The organism is Actinomycetospora sp. NBC_00405 (assembly GCF_036044095.1).
GTDB classification, from domain to species: Bacteria; Actinomycetota; Actinomycetes; order Mycobacteriales; family Pseudonocardiaceae; genus Actinomycetospora; species Actinomycetospora callitridis.
This window is the reverse complement of record NZ_CP107938.1, coordinates 4559285-4581354: the sequence shown is the minus strand read 5'-3', so window position 1 is coordinate 4581354 and position 22070 is coordinate 4559285. Positions and strand designations below refer to the sequence as shown.

Sequence of the window (22070 nt, the reverse complement as noted above, 5' to 3'; positions counted from 1 at the left end):
TAACGACATCGCCGTGCCCACCGCCGGCGTCGGCGACCCCGCGGCAGTCCGCTCCGTCAACCACCGGCCGACCAGGATCACCGGCTTCCCCGTCCCTGCCGACCGTCGCCTTGTGTTCGATCCCGGCGAGGTTTGGCACCTCAGCTACTTCCAGCAGCCCGAGACCCGCGCGTGGCTGCAGCGCTGGCTCACCTGAACCGGCCAGAGGTGCTCCTCGGACGCGCCAGCACGCCGCAGGCACCTCGATTCTGAGGCTGTCATGCCGTCTACATGGAGGCCGGTTATCAGCCATGCGGCTCCCGAGGACTGCTGTCAGGGATGGTGGTGGCGGACGGTCTCGAGTTCGGGGTCGCCCTCCAGAGCGGCGGTGAGCTCGGGTGGCCCGGCGAGGCGGGTGCTCCACAGGTCGTAGTCGGTGGTGATCAGCCAGGACCGGTCGGCGGGCCAGACGTTGGTGGGCGTCCAACCGCACTGGTGGGCTGCGTCGAGGATCGCGTGCAGCGGCCCGGTGAGGACGCTGGGCTGCATTCGGATGGGGCTGGTGAGCAGGTTGTAGTAGGCGAAACAGGGCGTCGTGGGCCCGCCGGTGGTGTGTTCAGCGACCAGGTCGATCAGGCGTGGGCCGCAGACGTTGTCGAGGGTTCCCTCGGGAGGAGTCTGGATCGAGGCGGGCCAGCTGCGGATCGGGAACCAGCCCGACGACGGCGGCGCCCGGTGCGGCCGGTCCAGTGACTCGTTCAGGCGCTCGGCCAGCTCGCGCCACCGCAGCCGGCGCCACCCTGGCGGGGGTGGATCGGGGAACGGCGTGGACCCGTAGACCACGACGCCGACATCGAGGCGGCCCCCGACCTGGTCGGGGTTGTCCTCGCGCCACTGCTGGTCGGCGTCGCGTGGATCGGTGGCGGCAGGGTCTTCCCACATGCCGTGCAGGACCCACGTCTCGGCCGGCCACCCTGCCGGGAAGTACCCCATCCCGTGGTCGGGGTCGGCCTCGTGCAGCCAGTCCACCTCGGCGACATCGACCTGGTTCAACGCGCCGAGGCGCTCACCGAGCGGCCCGTAGACGGTGCTCATGACGCGCCTGCGCCTGGCCGGTGTCGGGGTGGCAGCACGCGACGTCGCCGCTGCGGACCGGCCGCCGCGGCTAGGCACGGACCGTCGTCGCGGATGGTCGTCCCGAGTCACCCCGGTCGACGATGTCGCGGGGTACGGGTGCGTCGGGATCGCGGTCGACACCAAACCACGCCGCTCGCATCACCTGGCCCCAGTCCAGGGCGCCGGGCGGGTCGATCTGAGGTTGCCCCCTGGCACCGGACACCGACGGTGTGGGGTCAGTGATCTTGATCGGGGTCGGTGTGGTGGGCTTCGTACTCCAGTGGGCTGAGCATTCCGATACTGGAATGGCGCCGTTTGGGGTTGTACCAGCACTCTATCCATTCGAATATAGCGTTGGCAAGTTGGGCGCGTGTCTTCCAGGTCCGTGAGTCGAGTAGCTCGAGTTGCATGGTGCCCCAGAAGGACTCCATCATCGAGTTGTCGTAGCAGTCACCGATCGAGCCCATCGATCCGAGTAGTCCGGCGGCTTGCAGGCGTTGCCCGAACGCCCACGAGGTGAATTGCGAGCCGTGGTCGGAATGCATGATCGTGGAGCCGTTGTCGGGACGCCGGCGTGTGATGGCCATGCCGAGGGCGTCGGTGACCAGTGCGGTGCGCATGTTGTCATCGATGGACCAGCCGATGATTCTTCGCGAGTAGGCATCGAGGACCGCCGCGCAGTACAGCTTGCCTTCTTCGGTGCCGTGTTCGGTGATGTCGGTGAGCCACAGCTGATCCGGTGCCTCAACGCTGAAGCGCCGCTCGACCAGGTCGGAGTAGGGGTCAGCGGCGGGGTCGCGGACGGTGCAGTCGTGGCGTCGGCGCCGGTAGAGGCCCTGGATGCCGGCCTCGCGCATCAGCCGGGCGACCCGCTTGTGGTTGACCGCCAGGCCGAGCCCGAGGGTCAGCTCGGCGTGCACGCGCGGCCAGCCGTAGGTGCCGCGGGACTCCTCGTGGATCTTTTCGATGTGCTTGAGCAGCAACTCGTTCTCCTGCGCGCGGACAGACTTCGCCCCCGCGAGCCATTCGTAGTAGCCCTGACGACGAACATCGAGCACCCGACAGGTCACCGCGACGTCGAAACCGTCGTCGGCGAGTTCACGGACCAGCGGGAAGACTACTTTGGGAGGACGTTCTCCCGCGCGAAATACGCCGCAGCACGCTTGAGAATCTCGTTCTCGACCTCGAGGCGCTTGGACTTCTTGCGCAGCTCGGCGAGCTCGACGCGCTCGTTGCTGGTCAACCGATCGGTGTGGTTGCCGTCATCGGCGTCGGCCTGGGCCATCCAATTCCGCAGACACGACTCAGAGATTCCGAGGTCCTTAGCGATCGCGGCGACCGGCTGCTCGCCCAGACGAGCCAGCTCGACGGCGCGACGCCGGAACTCCGGCGGGTGAGGTGCGGGCACGAACGACATCCTCTCTGGCGGACCGGGTCCACCTCAGATGACGTGTCCGGTGCCAGGGGCCAACCTCAATCGCGTCGTCGACCGCAACGTGCAGAGCCTTGAATCCGTCGTCCTCATCGGGCTCGCCGGCCTTCTCGTTCATCATGCCCGGCACCTTCCCTGACCACGAAGATCGACGTACGTCGTTTCCGACAACTCGCATGCCAGCACGAGACGTACGCCCGCAACAGACGCCTGGCGGCACGGCGAGGGGCGCCGCTCCGGTGCGCCCTCACCTCCAGGTCCGCCGCGACCGAGTCGACACCTCCCGAGTGGTCACCCTGCGATTCCACGGCCGCCTGCACCACATCGGCATCGGACGAGCCCACGCCCGATCCCACGTCCTACTCCTCGTCCACGACCGCCACATCCGCGTCGTCAACGCCACCACCGGCGACCTCATCCGCGAACTGGCCCTCGACCCCAGCCGCGACTACCAGCCACGCCACCACCAACCAGACCCAGAAACGCACAAATCCCGAACCCGTGAGGGTTCAGGGCTACGCGGATGTCCTGAGACACCACAGCGTGGACACGAAGGAAATCGAACCCTCAACCCCCGCCCTGAAAAGATGGACGACCGCGTTCACCAGGGCCTCCAACAGCGACAACGTTCGCGCGGGATGTCACTGGATGCTCCTCGACCTCGTTGTTGGCTGTAGTTTCGTGTCACGCGACGTGTCATGGCGGCGCTCGCGATTCGTTCCGGCTGATCCGTCGAAGCCGCGCCGTAGACGCCCGGTCCAGGTCTGCGCTCTATCCTGGGGATCTCAGCTCCAGGCGGAACTCGCGCATCCCGTGCCACAGGTCCGTCGCAGCGCGGAGCACTCGTGGCGCCCGGCGCCGCTCGTCGACGCGTTCGGCGGAGTTCGCACCCTTCGTCCGGGTCGTACGATCCGGGGTGTTCCGTACGTTCCCGCCGCGGACGGGGGCCCAGGTTGAGCCGCAGGCCGTCAGCCGACGACCAGTTCGCCTTATGGCAGCTCGCCGAGCTGCAGGAGCGCCTGGCGCCCCTGGAACGCGACGCCGGCGATGTCGACCCGCTTGCGGCGCGTGCGGTGCTCGAGCAGTCGGCGGCGGTGCTGAAACGGGCGGGCGAGTACGAGGAGTCGGACAGCCTCCGCCAGCTCGGCGAACGGACAGGCAAGGTCAACGTCGAGGGCGCACCGGCGCACGGCCGTGAACAGAACCTCGCGCACGGGATCGGCGAGGCGGCGTTGAGCATCGGGATCAGCGCGATCATCGGTGCCGGTATAGCGGGCCCGTATGTCGCGATGGCGCTGCAGGCACCTGTGGCCGAGAAGGTCGTCGAGGCCTCGATCAGCTCGGCGGCTGGTGCGCTCGTCGGCGAGACGGTCGCCGCGGCTCGGGCTCGACGTGAGCGGGAACGCAACGCCAAGGTCGACAAGCTGACCGAGCGGGTCGGGGAACTCGAACGGGTCGTCGCCAAGCGACAGGAGGCGGACCGGGGCGACACGCAGGTGGTCTACTTCGGCCGTCCCGCAGGGGCCCCGAGAGTGCCCGCGTCAGAGCAGCCACCAATAGGTCCGGGCCAGGGTGGTGGCCAAGTGCCGCAGCAAAAGCCCGTGGACATCCGCGACGCACCGGGGTATAGCCGCTAGCGGAGCGCGAGCCGCCCGGGGGGCGTGTCTACCCGCGGAGCCAGGCCGGCGGTCGGGGTTCTCCGCCAGGACGCCGACGACGGCGTCCCCCGAGCGCCAGGACGAGGATCAGGACCAGGACCAGGACCAGGACCAGGACCAGCGAGCACCGGTCGGGGAACGACCGGTCACACAGGACGTGACAGTGCTGGGGTTATCGGATTGGCGGGCCTAGCAGCCGGGTCGCCCGAAGCGCCGTAGTCCCATCGTCCGAGGCTGTCGCGGCGGCCGCGCACCGGTCGACGCAACCTCCCCACGCAAGCAAGAGGGCCACAACCGTAACACTCCGACCCGACAGGCGATTGTTCTTGCGCACAGCCGACCCCCACTTGATTTCCCAGCGAGGTGCTACTTGAACGAACCGCGGGAGACGCCCGAGCCCACAGCGCACCCAGCACCCGACGAGAGCGCCACACCCGAAGCGGGGCCGGCCACGCGGGGAGTGGTCACCGAGACGCCCCCTCCGCCCGGTCCCGTAGGACCACCGGCGCTTCATATCGTTCTCAAGGGGGCGGCGAAAGCCCTCCAACGGGTGCGGGACCAACTGCTCGATGCTGGCACTAACCCTGCCCTGACGCTCGCTAGTGAGACACCACGTCTAACGAAGTCGGAAATGGAGGAGCGAGAGTTAGAAAACGAAGAGCGTAGACGTCAACGCCTCGACATACAGTTGCTTGAGGAGCAGATCGACGACCTCGCTGGCCAGGTAACAGCTCTGGCGCAACGTCTGAGGCCGTCCAGAAGTGGAAGTCGGCCATGACACCACCGCCGCCGGGGTCGAAAGGCCCGGAATCCGGCGAGTCACCTCCGAAAGGCACGAGCTCGGAACTCCAGTCCGCAAAGGATCAAGAGACTCGGTTCAATGAGGCCGTCGAGAAGATTCGAGGCCGTGCGGACGCTGCCGCCAAAGGACTACTAGGGTTCGCCGCGCTCGCTTTCGGAGCCCTCGGCATCACCAAGGCAACCGATCTGACGCCACAGTATTGGACTCCAGAAACGGCCTGGTCCGTGGCGGCTGTCGTGGGCGGATTCATTCTAGTTTCGATCGCCCTAGGCGGATTCTCGGCCGCGTTATGGAAGGCCACGAAGCCCGTATTCACGTCCTCCAATTTAGAGGAAACTCAACAAGAACTTGGCCCTCACGAGAAGAAGCTTGTTCGCAGGGCCTACCTCAATATGGCCCGACTCAATGGCGCCCCTTCGCTACTAGCGTACGAAGCTAGGAGCTGGCGACTCCAGCGCATTGCCGCGAGAGCGGACGACACTAGGAAACCTCAGCTACAGCTGCAGGCTGACATAATCCGAGCCGAGGTCAGGGCCACCCAGGCCAGGGTGGCCGCTCTCGTCGTTAGGGAACGCGCCTCGCGTGCCGTGCGAGGAAGAGGCACCGTCGGCCTCGCGGTTCTCTTCATCGTCGGTCTAGTCGTACTCGCTGGTGGTTCAGGCTTCCTTACTAGCGCGCGCAACGATGCTCAGATCGCAACCGCGAGAGCGTGTGCGGAGGCGCGGAGCGCGATCACGAAGACTGACCGAGATACGGCACTCCCCGAACGCTGTGGAGCAGAGAGGGCGCGGACGCCTTCAGCTCCAAGCGCCGAAGAGGCGGCGATAGAACATAATCGTCGCGCCCTCACCATCATGCTCGCCGGCCTGTATGAGACCTGCCTCAACGATCGGGCTCAGCCGAACGCCGTATGCGCTGCCCGCCTCGACGACCTGAACCGCGTAGCGCGACCTTCCAACTAAGCTCTTAATCGGCGCTCCGCCCGGATCGGTGCCTCAGCCGGGCACATCGTCGCAGCAAACTTCGTCCTGGTGTCATTGAAGCCGGTTGTCGAACTGCGTAAGGCTGTTTCAACGCACTGCGCGCTCTAACCACAGCTCAAGATCAGACCGGCGGTATGCACCTGATAAGGCGGAAGGGCTCGGGTGCAGCAGTTGCCTCTACTCACGCGCCCAGACTCGCAGGACATACTCGCCGTTCCCGGCGATGTGCTTCCCGGGGTGCCGTGGCGGCCGACTGCACCACCACACGCCGGGGCCGATGGCACCACAGCTCCACTCGCCGCGATCGATTGTGTCAGGGTCCCCCTCCTGGACCTCGGCAAGTGGGTCGGGCTCCTCCCCCGTGAAGCGCGTCATCGGCAAGAGCTCTCGAAGCGGAAGATCATTGGGCGTACGGGCGTTCGTGTTGTCAACGGCGGCTGAACCTGGACCCCCTGGCGACGGTCGAAAGTGGACCCCCCTCGGTGGTTGTTGATGTTCAGTCGTCGGTCTTGCCGGCGGCGGGGACACGGCCGAGGTCGCGGTCCTTGAGCCGGTAGCTGTCGCCCTTGAGGGACACGACCTCGGCGTGGTGCACGAGCCGGTCGATCATGGCCGCGGCGACGACGTCGTCGCCGAAGACCTCGCCCCAGCGGCCGAAGGGCTTGTTGCTGGTGACGATCAGCGAGGCTTGTTCGTAGCGGGAGGAGACGAGCTGGAAGAACAGGTTGGCGGCCTCGGCTTCGAACGGGATGTAGCCGACCTCGTCGATAATCAGCAGCGGCACACGGCCCAGCTTGACCAGTTCCTGTTGGAGTCGTCCGGCGTGGTGGGCTTCGGCGAGGCGGGCGACCCACTCGGCGGCGGTGGCGAACAGGGTGCGGTGCCCGCCCTGGCAGGCCCGGACGCCGAGCCCGATCGCGAGGTGGGTCTTGCCGGTGCCCGGCGGACCGAGGAACACCACGTTGTCCTTGTTCGCGATGAAGTCCAGCGTCCCGAGGTGGGCCAGGGTCTCGCGCTTGAGCGAGCGCTGGTGCTCGACGTCGAAGTCCTCCAACGACTTTCGGGCCGGGAAGCGGGCGGCGCGGACGCGGCCCTCGCCGCCGTGGGCTTCGCGGGCGGCGACCTCGCGTTGCAGGCAGGCGGCCAGGAACTCCTCGTGGGTCCAGGACTCGGTCCGGGCGCGCTCGGCGAGCCGTTCGACCGCTGCGGCCAGCGACGGCGCCTTGAGTGCCCGCGTCAGGAACGCCAGCTCCGCGGTGATGTTGCGGCTGTTCTGGCCGGTGGTGTTCTTCGTGGCCATCAGACCGCCTCCCCGATCACGTCGCTGCCGGGCATGTCGCTGTCGAGGCCGAAGAGGCGGTCGTAGTCGGCCAGGTCGCGGTAGGCGACCTCGTCGTGCGCTGGCGGGGCTGGCCGCTCGCGGTGCGCCTGGCGCAGCGCGGCGGCCGCGTCGGCGTGATCCGGGTCGGTGATCGTCTGGTGCCGCGCCCAGCACCGCCGGTGGCAGGCGACGTGGGCGCCGGCCTGACCATCAGCGAGCCGGGCGGTGACGTGCTCGAGGTCGGCGCTGATCACGACCCGGCGCCCGACCGCGGTGGGGTGCACCGAGTAGTCGTTTGCCGTCGAGACGGACGTAGTGATCTCGGGGTAGGCGCAGGCTCGTGGTCCATCCCGAGGTCGCGGCGGCCGGCGCGAGCGGGGGCAGCGCGAGCATCGCGGCCCGATCAGCGCGCCAGCGGTCGACCGGGCGAGCGCCCAGGCGGCGGTGGTGGCGCTGGTTGGCCCGCGCCAGCCAGACCCCGAGCTGGCCGTTGAAGTCGCCCGGGGAGGCGAACGCGCGCCCGGGCAGGAACGAGGTCTCCAGGTACTTGTTGGCCCGCTCGACCAGGCCCTTGGCCTCGGGGTCGCCCGGGCGGCACTGGATCACCTTGATTCCGAGCGCGCCGCGGAACCCGCTCATCGCCTCGGTCAGCTGCGGGCGCCCAGCTCGCCACGAGCCGATAGCGGACTCGTTGTCCCACACCAGCGCCCGCGGCACCGCGCCCCATCCGCTCAGCAGGGCCCAGTGCCCGGCCAGCAGGTCCGGGCCCTGCCGCGAGGGCAGCATCCGCGCGGTCATGATCCGTGAGTAGCCCGCCACCATCACCAGCACCGGCGGCGACCCCGCCTGGCCGGCGCCCAACGGCACCTCGGCGGGCGGGAACCACAGGTCGCACTGAGCGAGCTCGCCGGGCCGGTACTCGGTGCGCGACGAGGGGTCCGGCGGGGTGAACAGCGGCCGCACCTCCCGGACTCGGTCCTTGAGCACCGTCAACGACCGCGTCCAGCCAATCCGCTCGGCAATCACCGTCGCCGGCATCGTCGGCCAGGACGCCAGCAGGTCCCGGATCTGCGGCTCGACCTCGTCGACGATCGAGCCCTTCGCCGGGCGTTGGTACCTCGGTGGCGCGTCCGCGGCCAACGCCCGGCGCACCGTGTTCCGTCCAACCCCGAGCTGCCGGGCGATCGCCTTGATCGGCATCCCCTCCGCCCGGTGCAGGCGCCGGATCTCCGCCCAGTCCTCCACCTTCAGCACCCCTCCCTAACGGCAAGGGGGGTCCAAGTTCACCCGCCGTCAGGGGGTCAGGGTTCAGCCGTCGTCAGCACGTGTTCCGCGTTCGTCGGGCATGACGGCACCATGCCACGAGTCCGGAGAGGGCCCACGAGCTGCCGACGCGCGGCGCTAACTGGTGCTCACGGCGAGATCAAGGGCCGGTAGCCGAGAACGGAGGCAGCGCCGTCGAGGTAGGCCCGGCGGTGGGCGCGGGGCACCCCAAAGTCTCCGGACATGCCGGGGCGGTTGAGTCGACGCCCGACTCGGGGTCCCGAGGGTGCTGCGCGGTCTGGTTGATGTCACGACCGCCGGTCAGCCGCTTCTCGGCGAGATCAGCTCGGCTGGGTCGCGGTCGGGTCGCAGGCCGCGCCAGGACGGGTGACGCAGGTGCCCGTCGTCGGTCCAGCTGCGGAACCGGACCTCGCCGACGTGGCGGGGTGCGCACCACCGTGCGCGGGCTTGGTCGAGGACGGGCCCGGTGAAGGGGCTCGACGTGCGCGCGTCACCGGCCAGGAGGTCGCGGAGACGGTTGCGGGCGGCGTCGGTGAAGCCGGTACCGACGTGGCCTATGTAGCGCAGCTGTCCGTCGGGCTGGGGGTGGCCGAGCAGCATGCGCCGAGGCTGCCGTGGTGGCGTCCGCGGCCCGGTGGCCAGCCGCCGATGACCGATTCGCTGGTGTGCCAGATCGGGGTCTTGATCCACGCCGTCGAGCGGCCGGGCCGATACGGCGCGTCGCGGCGTTGGCGACCACGCCTTCCATGCCGTGTGCCTCGGCGAGGGTGAGCGCTTGGGCGGGGTCGACGCCGTCGAGCCGCGGTGACACGACCAGCCGCGGGCGATCGTCGAGCCCGAGGTCCTCGAGCAGCCGGCGTCGCTCGGCCCACGGCCGGTCGGTGACCGGTTCACCGTTGAAGCAGAGGACATCGAAGGCCACATAGGTCGCCGGCACCTCGGCGCGCAGCGCCGTCGACGGCCGGGCCACGCCCATGCGCAGCTGCAGCCGGTCGAAGCTCGGGCGCGCCGGCGCCCCAATAGCGGGTACCGAGAGGGCCACCACCTCGCCGTCGAGCACCGCCCGCCGCGTCCCGAGACGCTCGGCGAGCGCGGCGGCGAACTCGGGGTAGGACCCGGTGACGCGAGCGTCGGCTCGCGGCGCACCCGCTGCTCGGGGACCCGCCCGGCCCTCGAGATAGGCGCGGACGGTCTTGCGGTCATGGCCCAGATGCCGGGCGATCGCCGAGATCGTCCAGCCCTGCTCGCGCAACGCGTGCGCTTCCACATCTGCCCCCGGACAGCATCCGGGCCTCCCGCTGCTCCGCCGGTGACCACTCACCCGCGAGCCCAGCGGTAGGCCCTCGCCCGGCTCCGACACCACGCCGAGACCGCCGTACAACCTGGGGAAGTTGATCTGGCAGGAGTGGGAAGCTTCAGCTAGCGCCATCAGAGCTCCCGGTCGAGCAGGGTCCGCCCGGCGGAGGTGCTGTAGGCCAGGAACACCCCGATCTGGGCGTTCTCGATCCGCCCGGCGGTGCCGGTGTACTGGCGCTGCACCTCGGCGGACTGGTGCACTTGTTGAGGAACCCGATGTCGTCGACCACCAAGACCCCGTCGGGGTCGCCGAGGCGATCGACCACCCAGCCGCGCAGGTCGTCGCGCAGCAGGTCGGGGTCTCAGTCCGCGCCGGTGAGCAGCCACTGCACCGAGTTCGGCGACGCTGCCCCGGTCGCCTCGGAGATCGTCCAGCCATTCTTGCGTTCCAGCCCCGACATCAAGCCCTGGGCATAACCCGCAGCCCGGCTCCTGGGCTCGCTACGCCGGAACCGCGGCGCCAGCAGCTCCTCAACCTGCGAGAACCCGTCAGCCCACACCTCGACCTCGGCCACACCGACATCGTCGCCCACCGCCTGGACAAGATCTCATCGGACCGTCCCGACCAAGCCGACACACCCAACAAGCCACCTACACTCAGGCTGTAGTACTAGTGCTGCGGAGCGGTGTCGCTCTGAGCGGGTGGAGGTCACCCAGGCGCACATCGCCAGCATTCCGCCCGGCAACGTCCGCGTACCCGACTGCGACATCATCGCGATGTGGCAGCCAGCCATCACCGTGATCGAACTCATGTTCGATGTTAGCGGAAGCCGGAGTTGCCCTGACGCCATCGCGGGTCGCCGCACGACCTTGCCCGTCACCCGCCGATCGCGACCGCCTCCGCTCCGTACCAGGTCTCGGTCAGCGTTCCCGTGTCGTTGTGGGTGCCGCTGCAGTGGGCCTCGACCGCGTACTGCCCGGTCGAGGCGTCGGCTGGCACCTCGATCGTCACCTCCCAGTGCGGCCAGGCGTCGTTGCCCTGGTAGTTCCCGTCGATGCGCGTCGACGGGCCCCCGAAGTCACGGATCTGCCGCAGGCGCACGTTGGCCGTGCCGTCCGACATCGGGCACGGATCGACCGAGCGGACCGTCACCCGGCCACCCGGCCCGGCCGAGGGCGAGGCCGTCATCGCGAGCGACGGTCCGACGATCCGCAGCGGCGCGTCGCGGTAGCGCTGCGTCGTGCCTTCGTTGCAGGCGGCCCGCACGACGTAGTTCCCGGTGGAGAGATCCACCCCACCGGGGCGGTTCTGGTAGGGGATCGTGAGCCAGAAGTGCCGGATCGCCTCGCCAGGGGCGGCAACCCCGACTCCCTCGGCCAGCCGGGTCATACCGCCGGCGGCGTAGAGCCCGACCTCCGAGGTCGGGGCTCCACCCCACGGGGTCGGGCACGGCGTCCTGAGCTCGACGTCGATGCGCGTGCCGGCACGGACCGACGTCTGCGAGAGCACGGGCTCGGCAACGACCGGGACGCCGGGCGCTGACGCCGTGCCCCGGCAGGGCCCGGTGAACATCGCCGCGATGATCGCCACGAGAGCCACCTTTGGTCCGAACTGCCCCCCGTTGCCCGCCTGGGCCTCGAGGTGTTCGAAGCACGGGTCGTCGACCATCTCCCGCAGCAGCTTCATGGCGGCCGCCTTGCTGATCTCCTCGATCCCTGCGTCCACCAGGCACTGCAGGGCCGCGGTGCGCTTGCCAGTGATTAGCTGCGGCAGGCACAGCTTCTCCTTGAGGTCGGAGGCGAGCTTGGTGAACGTCGAGAACAGCGAGAGCGTGCGCACCTGTGCGGTGCGCTCGCCGCGATCACCTTCGGGCAGCCACAGCTCGTCGATCTCGTGGACGATGAAGTCCTCGGGACCAGCGACCGGCAGCCCCACTTTCACCTCGCCCGTCCACGGGCCGTCGATGTGGATGTCGTAGACGTCCGCGTCAATCCGGGTGATCCGCGCCGTCGTGGCGCGCTCGACGGTTCCGGGCGGGACTTCCAGGAAGGCTCCGCCGACAGCCACGCGGCCACCCGCGTCGGGGGTCACCCGGGCGGCGGCGACGGGAGACGTGCCACCGCCCGGCGGGACCGCGCCGACGCCGTTACCCGGCCCGCCAGGATGAGGGCCCGGGAGTCCCGCCGAGGCTCCCGCGCCGGGGTCGCCAGCCCCGCCCGCTGTGCCGCTCGGGCCCCGGGCAGGACCGCTGTCGTGCGCTCCGCCGCCGCCTGAGCCGGCACCCTCCCGACCCGTGGACGCGGAGGGCGCAGGATCAGCGGCACCGTCGGGGGCGACGGCACCTCGTGACGATCCGGAGTGACCCGGAGCATCGCCGCCGGAGGGAGCTGAGTCGGAGCTCGCACCCTCGGAGCCGTCGGGGCCGACTGCTCCGGCGCCCGCTCGCGCCGCCTCGACGCGCCCGCGAGCGTCGGGGGGCGGCAGCGGCGCGGGATCCGGTGGCAGCAGTGACTCCGAGGCGCCGACCTGCCCGGGCGACGGCCCACGGCCCCCCGGGACACCACACGCCGCGACCAAGATCGAGAACGCCGTCGCGAGCGCCGTAAGCAACCATGCCATCCGACGCCAGCGGCTCCGGAGGTCCACGCCGTTTCCCCGTGCACCATGACGTCCTGATGCACGCCCTTCGACCGACACGTCGCCCCCCAAGGTCCCTGGTATCGGCTTGATCTCGGTCAGGTCACCGAGATCGTTACGAACACCTGCTCGGGGCAGGGAGCGCCTCCCACCCGCCGACCCACCGGTACGGCGCGCTCCGGCGCGACCCGACCGGGACGATCCCGGTGCCACCGATCTGCCACGGCCCCGGAGGACAGCCCCGTGACCGAGCTGACCGCCCCGCCGCGCACCCCCGATCTCCTGCGCGGCGCGGTCAAGCTGGACTCGAGCGCAGCACCGACCCGCGCTTCAGCGCGGAGTGCGCCCGCGACCTCGGGCCCGACGCGACCCGCACCGAGCAGGGCTCCTCGAGGCCACCGACCTCCGCGGGGACGCCGCCATCGCCGACCTGCACGCTGCGCTGGGTGACCCCGCGCCGATCACCGGCTACGTCAGCGCCACCTACGGCCTCGGAACTCCTCACACCGCGCGCCGCTGCCGGCCACCACCATCGCCAAGGAACTCGACCACCGGCACGCCTGGCGACACCACGACGTCGAGGGGCGCGGAGGCGCGTCGAGCGCGCTGTGGCACTCGGAGCGCCGGAACGGGTGGGGCCTGCTCTACGTTGCGCTCTAGCTGGCCGACCCCGACGACCAGGCCGCAGCTCGGCGACTTCTTTGCGCAGCCGGGCGCAGCTCCTCTGACGCGGCACTGGTCGGACGGTCGTCACGCTCGCCGGCGTCGGCCTCGGCCTCGGCCTGGCGCACCCAGTTGCGCAGCGCCTCGTGATGGACCCCCCAACTGCTCTCCGAGCTGGCGGAAGGTCGGGCGCGGGGTGGACGACCGGTAGAGCCGCACCGCCCGCCCGCGCAGCTCGTCGGGGTACTTCTTCGCTGCTGCCATCGGAGACTCCCTTCACGGCCTACGGCCATGATCGTCGGTCTCCGGGCTACCGGGGGAAGCTCACTACACCTAGTGCCCCTGGGCTCGCAACCGACCGGCCTCCTGTCTCTCGCCCGTCGCCTCGAGTCCGGGAGGCACCGGTTTCGACCTCGTCGACGATGGTCGGGCGAGTAGCGGGGCTGTCGGACCCTCAGGCGACACTGAAGGTCATGACCTACCGTGCGACCGCCCTGCGGATGTTGATTTCCTGTCCTGGCGACGTCGAGGACTCGGACCTGGCCGCCGTGCGTCGGGCGATCACTCGGTGGAACGTGCTGCTCGGCGAGGAGTTCGAGCACGTGGTCGTACCGGTGAGTTGGTCCGAGCACGCTGCATCTGAGTTCGGTGAGCCTCCGCAGGACATCCTCAACCGCCAGCTCGTCGATGTCGTCGACATGGGCCTGGCGATCTTCTGGGGCCGCCTCGGCACCCCGACCGGCACGGCCGAGTCGGGAACCGCGGAGGAGATCATGCACCTGCACGCGGCCGGTAAGCCGGTGAGCGTGTTGCGCTGTGTCAAGCCTGTCCCTCCCCGAGGTGACCACGAGGAGCGGGCCCGGCTCGACAAGTACCTAAACGAACAAGTGCGGCCCAAGGCACTCCTGGTCGAGTACGAGGACTCGGGAGCCCTGGAGCGCCAGGTCGACACGATCTTGAACCGCCTTGTGCGGCGTCACGAGAAGGATTGGGAACCCGCGACGCCTTCGGGCGGTCGACGAGGGCGCTCCCACATCATCCCGAGCATCGACTCTCAGCACGTCACCGAATACAGCTCAAAGGGCCAGCCGAAGTCAAAGACGAAGAAGCGGCTGGTGTTCACCAACGAGGGCGGGTCCGAGGCCCGAGATATCACGTGGCGCCTGGAGCCGGCACCGGGTGGAGACCCCTCCGGGCTCCCGTACGTGGGCGGCGATGAGGACCAGACCATCCCTGTTCTGGCGGCCGGAGCGTCCACGGGCTACCCGCTGTTGGGCCACATGGGGACGGCGAGCCAGGTCGTCTGCCACGTGGATTGGCTGGACGACGGCAACGAACGCCACAACGAAACCACGCTGCGGCCTTGACTCGGCTTTCTGACCTGCAAGTCGGCTAGAGCACCGGTCTTGTCGGTCGGCTTCGCCCCGTCACTGCCACCGGCCCCGGCGATCAGCTCCACCCCGACGGTGCCACGCGTCCCGTTGCGGCCCGGCTCGCCACACGTGTCTTCAGTGGCGGCTCGTACTTGCTTACGGGTCAGGAGCTCTGGGCGCGGACCTCGCTCGCTCGTTCGAGGTCGTGTAGCTCCCGCGACAGGGTCGGCGAGAGATAGGCGATCAGCGCCTCGGATCGTGCAGGGCACTCGTTCAAGTTCGGGCAGACCAACGAGATCAGTACGCGGAGCGAAGTAATGATGTCGGCAAGGGGTGTTCGCGAAAAGGCGACACGGATGCCCAGGGCGGCCCCTGCCCCCAGTCCATTAGCAACAACCGGGCGGAAACCGACCTTCTGCAGCGCGGAGACGGTTGGCTTCTCAGCTGCGCTTGCCCACGTAGCGGGGTTAATCGACGTGATCGTCTCTTTCAGCTGAATGCAGAGCCAATGGCCTTTCTTCTGCGACCGTTGACCGGCCGCAGTCTCGATAAGCTGCGCGGCGAGTCGATCGTAGAAGCGCTCTGGGGTGAATATATACTCCACAGCGTAGGCGTTGGCCCGCGAGACGCGATCAGCACGCTCCTTTGCCAGCTTCTTGTTGGTTGCCTGCGCCTCGCGCTGTTGTTGCGCGCGCTTCTCCTTCTCCGTGCTCCTCGGCTGCGAAAGGATTGATCGGCGGGCACGTATTCCATGCGTTGCGCGCTGGACGTAAGCCCAAGCGATGCGGCTGCCCGCCAGCTCGTTATGCACCGTCCAGCGAAGGGAGGACGCGGCCGCATGGGTGGCTCTTCTGCGTCTCGCCTGGGCCATTTGCCTACAGGCGATATCCGCGCTCGATCCAACCCAGTGAAAGCTAACGCGACACGACCTCGGGATTGTGCAGATTCTCTTGCGCCGCGCCACGAAGAGCTAACGTTAATTGGAGCTCGTATCGGACAGGTCGCGTTCGCGTCACGGTCAGGCAGGGCTCGACCGGTCGGGCCGCTCACCGACAGAGTCCCTGGACGTGGGACAACACACCCCTCGTCGATCCACCGATGAGCAGTCGGCAGAGGACAGCCCCGTTCGTCGCCGGGCCATCCAAAGTCGGAAGTTCCGGTCGATCGTCCCGGCCGTACCGGCGCGAGACGTCGAGCGACCCGTCGATCGCCTCGCGACGTAAGTAGGTCTGCCTGGACCGGTCGTGGACGTGGCGGATCTCGTCGAGGAGTTCGGCTGCGTCGCGGCGGCAGATTCGCAAGCCGGCCGCGTCGACCTCATCGGACGCTCGATCGACGCCCTGCTGCACGCTGATCCGTTACGACAGGTGGGCACCTACCTACGGACGGCACGAACAACTTCGGTCCGCACTCTCGCCGCCAAGGCCATGGTCGCGATCGAACTACTGAAGCTGCGAGGAGCCACCGCGTGGCCTATCGAAACCTTAGGCCATCCTCTCCCGCTCTATGCCCGGAAGGTGCTCCCGCTGACATTGAAGCCGGCAGACCTCACCCATGCCGCCCCGCCCGAGCAGGTGCTCGAGCCGGTACGGGCCGAAGCTCTCCCCCACCCGGTCAACTTCTCACGATCACCCTGATCCCGGGCCCGATCTCGGACTCCTTACCAGATCGTCGCCGCCGCGCATTCGCCCCGTGGTCCGCGAGAGGCCTCGACAGTGCTGCCAGAGGGCGAGCGAGGCTTGTAGGTGAAGGAGACGGTCTAGAGCTCCGGGGCGGCGTCGACCGATCGCACGATCTCGGTGGGGCCGACGAGCCGGGTGCCACTGGAGGAGATCGAGACCGTCGTGAGCGATGCGACGGTCCTCTAGGGTCGCTCGCTGTGCTGTCCGTGCTGGTCGATACGTCCACCTGGCTCGACCTCGCCGGCAGTCGGGAGGGCCAACTTCTCTTGGTGCCGCTGCGCCAGTTCGAGCGTTGGGGCGAGCTGCGCCTACTCGTGCCGGCGCTTGTCATGGATGAGTTCGACCGGAACAGGCCGCACGCTGAGGAGCGGGTTACCAAGAGCATCACCGACAGGGTCAAGATCCTGGGCCGAGACCTTGATGACATCGGGATAGAGCGCTCCCAGGAGTGGGTGGGGATGACCCAGCGCGTCCAGATGGTCAGCGGCACCACACTGAAGAACTTCCGGGAGACTCGGGAGTTGCTAGAGCGAGGCTATCGGCTCGACCCAAGCGCTGAGGAGCAACAGCGGGTCGTGCGGCGGGCGCTCGACAAGCGCGCGCCGTTCCACCTGGCCAAGAACAGCGTTGCTGATGCGCTGCTGATGGAGCTGTACCGGACGGCCACGGAACACGGCGAGGCGGGCGACTCATTCGTCTTCGTCACGTCCAACCACAAGGACTTCTCGGCGACCGGCGGTGACCAGCGCCAGCCCCACCCGGACCTGGCCGAGCTGTTCGACGGCACCCGCTCTCGTTACTGCCTTGGAGTCGACGGCTTGCGTGAGCTCATGGCCAACGAGTTCGGCGAAGCATTCGCCGAGGAGGTCGCAGAGGTCGAGTTCTTGCAGTCGGACGACGAGTCTCGGACCTACGGCGAGATAGTGGCGGCGGCCGAGGAGTATTTCGACAAAGTCTGGTACATCAGGCACCTGATTCACTTGGAGCAGGAGGAGCGGGGCGAGATCGAGCCTATGAACACCGAGATTCGAGCTGGCGCCGAGGCCGCCGCTCAGCGCGTCGTCGAGCGCTACGGCCCGGAGAACGTCGGGCCCTGGGACGACTGGCACTGGGGCTTTGTAAACGGCCAGCTAGCCACGCTGCGCTGGGTGCTCGGGACTGCCTGGGACGACGAGGGACTTCTCGACACCTAGGACGTGTTTCCGAGGTAGGTCGGAGCCAGAGCAGGATGGCTCGTAGGACAACACGCCCTGCGAAGAGCAGGGCGTGTTGTCTCCGGGCCGCCAGCCGGTGAGGCGACTCGAGATGAGCCGGCTCATGCCCTCAGCGCGGAGACCTGTGGAACCTCTCGAAGACCTGAGGTTCTGGCGACAAGCCCCGGTCTCACTTCCTGGCACCGCTAGCCCGACGACGACAAAACCCGGAGACCTGCAGCGGCCCACTCACCAGCCTGCGGTGACCTAACTGGACGAAAAAACAGTCACAACAGTAAGAACGAGACTCACCGAAGCACCGAGAAGAGCCAATGCAAGCCAAATTCGCAGTAAGTGGTCTACTTTCAAGGCGCGCTTGCTATAGGACTGCAACATGACTTGCTGGATCACAAAGGCTCGAGCCTCATCGGCCCTCTGACTCTCTGACTCATTCACATAGGTCTTCGGATCCTCGAGGATCCGATCAACGTCCCAGTGGCGTCCCGTGCTGGCGCTCGAAGTTCCACTAGTCACTGCATCCCCCAAGAAGCGAGCCAGGTGCCCGACATGCTCGAGATCTACCATGGAGGCACGACAGTAGGAGAACCAGGCCCTTCACTCTTCCGAAGCTAGCAGCTCACAGAGCGTGCTGCGTCACGATAGTGACACAGACGGCGAGTCCTCCAGGCGGGCTACGAGACCCGGCCGTGTGACGCAAGTAGCGCTCGGTAAGCTCGATCCACTATGGCTGTACCCGGGGGGGCCTGGCTGGAGCGTTGGTGGAGCGGCCCAAGCAGAGCTGAGACACCAGCGAAGCGGTGGTGGGCGGGGTCGCTGACCTCCAGCCTGCTCACTGTCGGAGCTTGGGCCTCTCAGGTTGTGCTGGGCGAGGAGGTCCCCCCGGAAGTCCGTTCGCCTCTGTTCGCCTTCGGCTGCTTCTGCGCGGCTCTAGCTTTCCTCCTCCCAGTCCGCCAGGCGGCAGGTGCCCGCGCCAGGGAGACCCGCACCACCGAGGTCGCTGCTCGTGCCGTCCAACGCAACCGCAAGGCTCTCAACAAGGGTTTCGCGCCAGTTGCTCGACTAGTCGCGGACATCAACGTGGCGACCAACGGTGGCGCTCGGCGCGAGAAGCAAGCGCGGCTGAGTCAACTCGCAGTCGACCTTGCGGCAAGGACGATCGGTAGCGAGGAGACGCGGGTCAGCTTCTTCAAGTACGTCCCTGGGCCCCCCGAGAGCTTCGAGTTTCAAGTTCACGCAGGTCGTACAGAGGAGCCTCGAGGCAACTTCACTGAGAGCAGTGAGCGAGGTCGTGAGGTGCTACGCCTTGCGCGTGACCGAGAGACTCGCTTCGTCCCCGACACAGAGAAGGAGCATGTGGCGGGTTGGGACCCGACCAACGCCGGATACAGCACCTTCATCTGCACCCCGGTCGTCGCCGACGACAAGATCGTTGGTCTCCTGACGGTTGATGACCCCGTAGTCGGCGCCCTAACCACCGACGACAAGCTGGAGGCCGAGGTGTTTGCACACCTGCTCGCGTCCGGCCTGGGCCGCTGATTAGATGACCGTTAAGCGCCGCCGTCGGACCCACCCCTGCGGCACTGCGGCAGCTCGCCCACGCTGTTGGCCGCAGGTCGGTTTCCCGCACTCCAAGGACCATCGCCGCCTCAAGCGAGGTCACCGTCGAACCCACAAGTCGCGATTGGACGCTCGCTAGGACGATCTTGAAGGGTCGTGAGAGCCGGACATGTCCTTATCTGATGGCGTCGCGTCCGTCACGGCACCGCGGCCTGGGCGCGTCCGCTCGCGCGTTAAGACTGGGCTGACGGTCGCGGAGCGTCGCTACAACGCGGTCCACGCTCGCTAGCAAGTCGCACGTTGCAGGTTGTGCAAAGGACCGGTCAGCGCGGAGTAGCGCCCAAGAAGCGTGCTGAGCGGTGTCGTCGAAGCTGCCCAACAGGTGCAGGGCGGCTTCAGCGCGCCGGTCGCCGTCCAGCGCGGAGGCGAACAACCGGCTGATCGCGCCTCGGAAGGCGCTGCCGAAGGTCTCGACCTTGAGGTCGGCGATCGGGAGCGAGCTGGTGTCACGAGTCGTCATGATGGTCTGACGCAGCTCGAGTGCTCGCCGTTCCCACCCGTCGCGGGACGGGTCGGAACGGCGAGCCGCTGTCACTGATCCGAGGGGTCCGCGAAACGGCCCTGCACCGCGTGATCGGTCAGGATGGTCATGCGGGCCCGGTGCGCACGGGACTTCACCGTGCCGACGGCCACACCGAGCAGCTCCGCGGCCTCCTCGTTGGTGAGCCCGTCGAGGTGGAGTACTTCTAGTACTACGCGCTGGTCGCGGGGCAGGAGGGCGAGGAGCTCGGGCAGGACGGCGAGGGCCTGCTCGCGGTCGTCGACGGCCAGCGAAGGATCGCCCGTGTCGGTCCGGTCGGGCTGGTCGTGCGACTTGTAGATCTCCCCGATGGGTGTGAACGGCCGTGCCTTGCGGCGGCGGGCAGCGTTGAGAGCCTCGTTGACGGTGATGCGGTGTAGCCAGGTCGACACCTTCGCCTGCCCCGAGTACGTCCCGGCGTGCTTGAGCACCTTGAGCCACACCTCCTGCACGACGGCCTCCGGGTCCGGCTCGTACCAGGCCAGACGACGGACAAGGGTCAGCAGGACCCGCTAGTAGCGGTGCACCAGGACCGCGAGCGAGTCCATGTCTCCGGCGACGTAGTCGGCGAGCAGCTCGGCGTCGGAGCGCGAGTCCGGGGTGGCGCTACCGGGAGCTGGTCGACGCCGGCGACCTGGACGGCGCGTTCGAGTTCGCGCTGATCAGCTTCGTTCGCGTGCCACCGGAGGCCGTGCCCGAGATCCGCCGCACGCCGGCAGTACTCCTTGGTGAGCGCGGAGTGGGCGTCCGAACCGCGTCCGGCGTCGAGGAGCTGGGCGTTCCGCACCGCCATGCCGAGCGACGCGGTGACGTTGCCGAGCATCTGGACGAGCAGCTCCTGCATGAGCTGGAATCCAGCGATCGGGCGGCCGAACTGCTCGCGCTGCTGCGCGTAGGACAGTGCCAGCTCGTACGCCGCCATCTGCACCCCGACTGTCCCCCATGCCGCGTTGGCGCGCGTCCGCTGCAGGACTCCGCCGGCGTCGGAGAACGTGCCCCGCCCACCCGACAGCCGGTGTGACTCCGGCACACGGACGCCGTCGCCCGGCGCCGGCGAAGTCAAGGTGCAGGTGGGCTACAACGGCATCTGCGGCACCGCGACCGCCTGCTCCAGGGCCACGACCGTGGTGCCCTCGAGCGGGAGCCCGCCGCTCACGAGGCGTCGCAGCGGTAGACGGGCTCGATGGCGACGCGATCGCCCTCGGCGAGGTGGTTCGGCCTGCGCGGTCAGGGCATCGAGGACGTTCTCGTCGTCGAGCCCTCGCCGGTCCGTCGCGAGTCGATCGAGCGACTTGGCGCGATCACCCTCGACCCCACCAGCGTCGACATCCCCGCCGCCGTCGCAGAACACACGAACGGTCGGATGGCCGACGCCGCCTACGACGCCGCCGGTGTCGCACCGGCCGTCGAGGCCGCGCTGGCCTCCATCGGCCCCACCCGCACGATGGTCAGCGTCGCGATCTACGAGAAGCCTCTCGAGACCACGTTGCTGCACCTCGTCATGGGCGAGAAGCGCATCCAGGGCACGCTCTGCTAGACCGCCGACGACTACCGCGCCGTCATCGACCTCATGGCCCAGGGCCATTACGACACCACCGGCTGGGTCGAGCAGATCGCCCTCACCGACGTCGTGACCGAAGGATTCGACGCGCTGCACGCCGGTCAGAAGCTGAAGGTGCTCGTCGACCCGACGCGCTGAAACTCAACTCCCTACGAGAGCTGAAGGACATCCGTGGCAGACAACGTGTACTCGAAGACCGAGATCGTCGGGACCTCCGCCCAGGGCGTCGACGACGCCATCCGCGGAGCGATCAAGCGCGCATCGGCATCACTCCGCGAGATCGACTGGTTCGAGGTGTCCGAGATTCGGGGCACGTCGAGAACGGCGAGGTGGGGCACGCTCAGGTGACGCTCAAGGTGGGCTTCGCCCTCGAGGACACCAAGCCCTGAGGTCCGCCGGCTCCACGCGAAGGCGGGGAGCCTGGGCATGTCCCCGCGAGAGATGGTGCGCTGGCGTCCGAGGCCCTTCACGTTGTCGGCGTGCGGTGTCAACGTGTGGGCGTGGACGTCACCGAGGCGGACCTGGCCGCCATCCCGGCGCGGAACGTCCGTGTACCTCGAGCTGATTTCGTGGCTGTCTGGAGGTCAGCCTCAAGCCGGGCACATCACGACACTGCTCGCGGTGGCCTGGGCTGGTACGCCGCGGGTGTCGCCGCAACGTGCCGGTGGCTGGCCACTGCTCCGTCTCGGCTCGCGAACGGCCTCGCCGACTCCACCCCGGCGCCGGCGACACGGCGGGTGAGCCTCGCGTACGAGGAGTTGATCGAGGCGGAGTTCCTCGCTGCCGAGCGGCTCGAGGAGACGCGCCCGCACCTCGTGCGGTCCCGCCCCGGGTGGTGCGAGGGCATTCGGGCCACGTTGCGTTGGGCCTGGCGCCGCGAGGGGCCTCCGCCACTCGCCGCCGAGATTCCGCTCGAGCGCTGACGACACGT

At 68.4% G+C, this 22070-nt stretch carries 20 protein-coding genes and 2 pseudogenes; 10 read left to right on the top strand and 12 right to left on the bottom strand.

All coding sequences use genetic code 11. From position 1 onward, the window contains the following. Positions 1 to 13 precede the first annotated feature (13 nt). The gene (locus OG774_RS22565) at positions 14 to 196 is read left to right on the top strand and encodes a hypothetical protein (RefSeq protein WP_328304509.1); all 183 of its coding nucleotides are present in this window, start codon (positions 14 to 16) and stop codon (positions 194 to 196) included. A gap of 116 nt (positions 197 to 312) precedes the next feature. Here the strand turns inward: OG774_RS22565 and OG774_RS22560 are convergent, their stop codons facing one another. The 3 genes from OG774_RS22560 to OG774_RS22550 form a co-directional block, all read right to left on the bottom strand. Beyond that, positions 313 to 1074, bottom strand: coding sequence for a hypothetical protein (locus OG774_RS22560; RefSeq protein WP_328304507.1), 762 nt, complete (start codon positions 1072 to 1074; stop codon positions 313 to 315). Positions 1075 to 1331: 257 nt separating this feature from the next. Beyond that, positions 1332 to 2204: an IS3 family transposase gene (locus OG774_RS22555; RefSeq protein WP_328311098.1), complete on the bottom strand. Its 873-nt coding sequence runs from the start codon at positions 2202 to 2204 to the stop codon at positions 1332 to 1334. An 8-nt stretch (positions 2205 to 2212) separates the two neighbouring features. Then, a complete protein-coding gene (locus tag OG774_RS22550; RefSeq protein ID WP_328304505.1) occupies positions 2213 to 2503 on the bottom strand; it encodes a transposase in 291 nt (96 codons plus the stop codon). Between the two features lie 977 nt (positions 2504 to 3480). Between OG774_RS22550 and OG774_RS22545 the strand changes: the two genes are divergently transcribed. Beyond that, the gene (locus OG774_RS22545) at positions 3481 to 4164 is read left to right on the top strand and encodes a hypothetical protein (RefSeq protein WP_328304501.1); all 684 of its coding nucleotides are present in this window, start codon (positions 3481 to 3483) and stop codon (positions 4162 to 4164) included. A gap of 2302 nt (positions 4165 to 6466) precedes the next feature. Here OG774_RS22545 and istB read toward each other — a convergent pair. The 6 genes and pseudogenes from istB to OG774_RS22520 form a co-directional block, all read right to left on the bottom strand. Next, entirely contained in the window at positions 6467 to 7270 is an 804-nt protein-coding gene (istB, locus tag OG774_RS22540) for an IS21-like element helper ATPase IstB (protein ID WP_328304499.1), read from the bottom strand. Next, positions 7270 to 8545: pseudogene (gene istA / locus OG774_RS22535) on the bottom strand (IS21 family transposase). The gene istB and the pseudogene istA overlap by 1 nt, the downstream one beginning before the upstream one ends. A 330-nt stretch (positions 8546 to 8875) precedes the next feature. Then, the gene (locus OG774_RS29875) at positions 8876 to 9175 is read right to left on the bottom strand and encodes an ATP dependent DNA ligase (RefSeq protein ID WP_442873903.1); all 300 of its coding nucleotides are present in this window, start codon (positions 9173 to 9175) and stop codon (positions 8876 to 8878) included. After that, entirely contained in the window at positions 9066 to 9842 is a 777-nt protein-coding gene (locus OG774_RS22530; RefSeq protein WP_328304497.1) for an ATP-dependent DNA ligase, read from the bottom strand. Before OG774_RS22530 ends, OG774_RS29875 begins: the two co-directional genes overlap by 110 nt. A 164-nt stretch (positions 9843 to 10006) precedes the next feature. After that, positions 10007 to 10431: pseudogene (locus tag OG774_RS22525) on the bottom strand (transposase); the annotation flags it as partial. A 317-nt stretch (positions 10432 to 10748) separates the two neighbouring features. Then, on the bottom strand, positions 10749 to 11939 hold the full coding sequence (locus tag OG774_RS22520) for a hypothetical protein (protein WP_328304495.1): 1191 nt from the start codon (positions 11937 to 11939) through the stop codon (positions 10749 to 10751). A gap of 1706 nt (positions 11940 to 13645) precedes the next feature. On the opposite strand from OG774_RS22520, the gene OG774_RS22515 reads away from it, so the two are divergent. Beyond that, positions 13646 to 14539 (top strand): hypothetical protein, encoded by an 894-nt coding sequence (locus OG774_RS22515; RefSeq protein ID WP_328304493.1) that lies wholly within the window; start codon positions 13646 to 13648, stop codon positions 14537 to 14539. 169 nt (positions 14540 to 14708) lie between these two features. On the opposite strand, the gene OG774_RS22510 is transcribed toward OG774_RS22515, so the two are convergent. Then, positions 14709 to 15356 (bottom strand): hypothetical protein, encoded by a 648-nt coding sequence (locus OG774_RS22510; RefSeq protein WP_328304491.1) that lies wholly within the window; start codon positions 15354 to 15356, stop codon positions 14709 to 14711. Between the two features lie 433 nt (positions 15357 to 15789). Between OG774_RS22510 and OG774_RS22505 the strand changes: the two genes are divergently transcribed. From OG774_RS22505 to OG774_RS22495, 3 genes are all read left to right on the top strand, one after another. After that, the gene (locus OG774_RS22505) at positions 15790 to 16182 is read left to right on the top strand and encodes a hypothetical protein (protein ID WP_328304489.1); all 393 of its coding nucleotides are present in this window, start codon (positions 15790 to 15792) and stop codon (positions 16180 to 16182) included. 242 nt (positions 16183 to 16424) lie between these two features. After that, the gene (locus OG774_RS22500; protein WP_328304487.1) at positions 16425 to 17420 is read left to right on the top strand and encodes a PIN domain-containing protein; all 996 of its coding nucleotides are present in this window, start codon (positions 16425 to 16427) and stop codon (positions 17418 to 17420) included. Positions 17421 to 18518: 1098 nt separating this feature from the next. Beyond that, complete coding sequence (locus OG774_RS22495) at positions 18519 to 18977, top strand: GAF domain-containing protein (protein WP_328304485.1); 459 nt, start codon at positions 18519 to 18521, stop codon at positions 18975 to 18977. 612 nt (positions 18978 to 19589) lie between these two features. On the opposite strand, the gene OG774_RS22490 is transcribed toward OG774_RS22495, so the two are convergent. Both OG774_RS22490 and OG774_RS22485 read right to left on the bottom strand, forming a co-directional pair. Beyond that, positions 19590 to 20063, bottom strand: coding sequence for an RNA polymerase sigma factor (locus OG774_RS22490; RefSeq protein WP_328311096.1), 474 nt, complete (start codon positions 20061 to 20063; stop codon positions 19590 to 19592). A 14-nt stretch (positions 20064 to 20077) separates the two neighbouring features. Further along, positions 20078 to 20500 carry an acyl-CoA dehydrogenase family protein gene (locus OG774_RS22485; protein WP_328304483.1) on the bottom strand — a complete coding sequence of 141 codons (423 nt, stop codon included), beginning with the start codon at positions 20498 to 20500 and terminating at the stop codon, positions 20078 to 20080. A gap of 261 nt (positions 20501 to 20761) precedes the next feature. Between OG774_RS22485 and OG774_RS22480 the strand changes: the two genes are divergently transcribed. From OG774_RS22480 to OG774_RS22465, 4 genes are all read left to right on the top strand, one after another. Further along, entirely contained in the window at positions 20762 to 21115 is a 354-nt protein-coding gene (locus tag OG774_RS22480) for a zinc-binding dehydrogenase (RefSeq protein WP_328304481.1), read from the top strand. A gap of 33 nt (positions 21116 to 21148) precedes the next feature. Continuing rightward, positions 21149 to 21277 (top strand): hypothetical protein, encoded by a 129-nt coding sequence (locus OG774_RS22475; protein WP_328304479.1) that lies wholly within the window; start codon positions 21149 to 21151, stop codon positions 21275 to 21277. A gap of 33 nt (positions 21278 to 21310) precedes the next feature. Then, a complete protein-coding gene (locus OG774_RS22470; RefSeq protein WP_328304477.1) occupies positions 21311 to 21487 on the top strand; it encodes a dodecin family protein in 177 nt (58 codons plus the stop codon). 389 nt (positions 21488 to 21876) lie between these two features. Then, positions 21877 to 22062, top strand: coding sequence for a hypothetical protein (locus OG774_RS22465; RefSeq protein WP_328304475.1), 186 nt, complete (start codon positions 21877 to 21879; stop codon positions 22060 to 22062). Positions 22063 to 22070 lie beyond the last annotated feature (8 nt).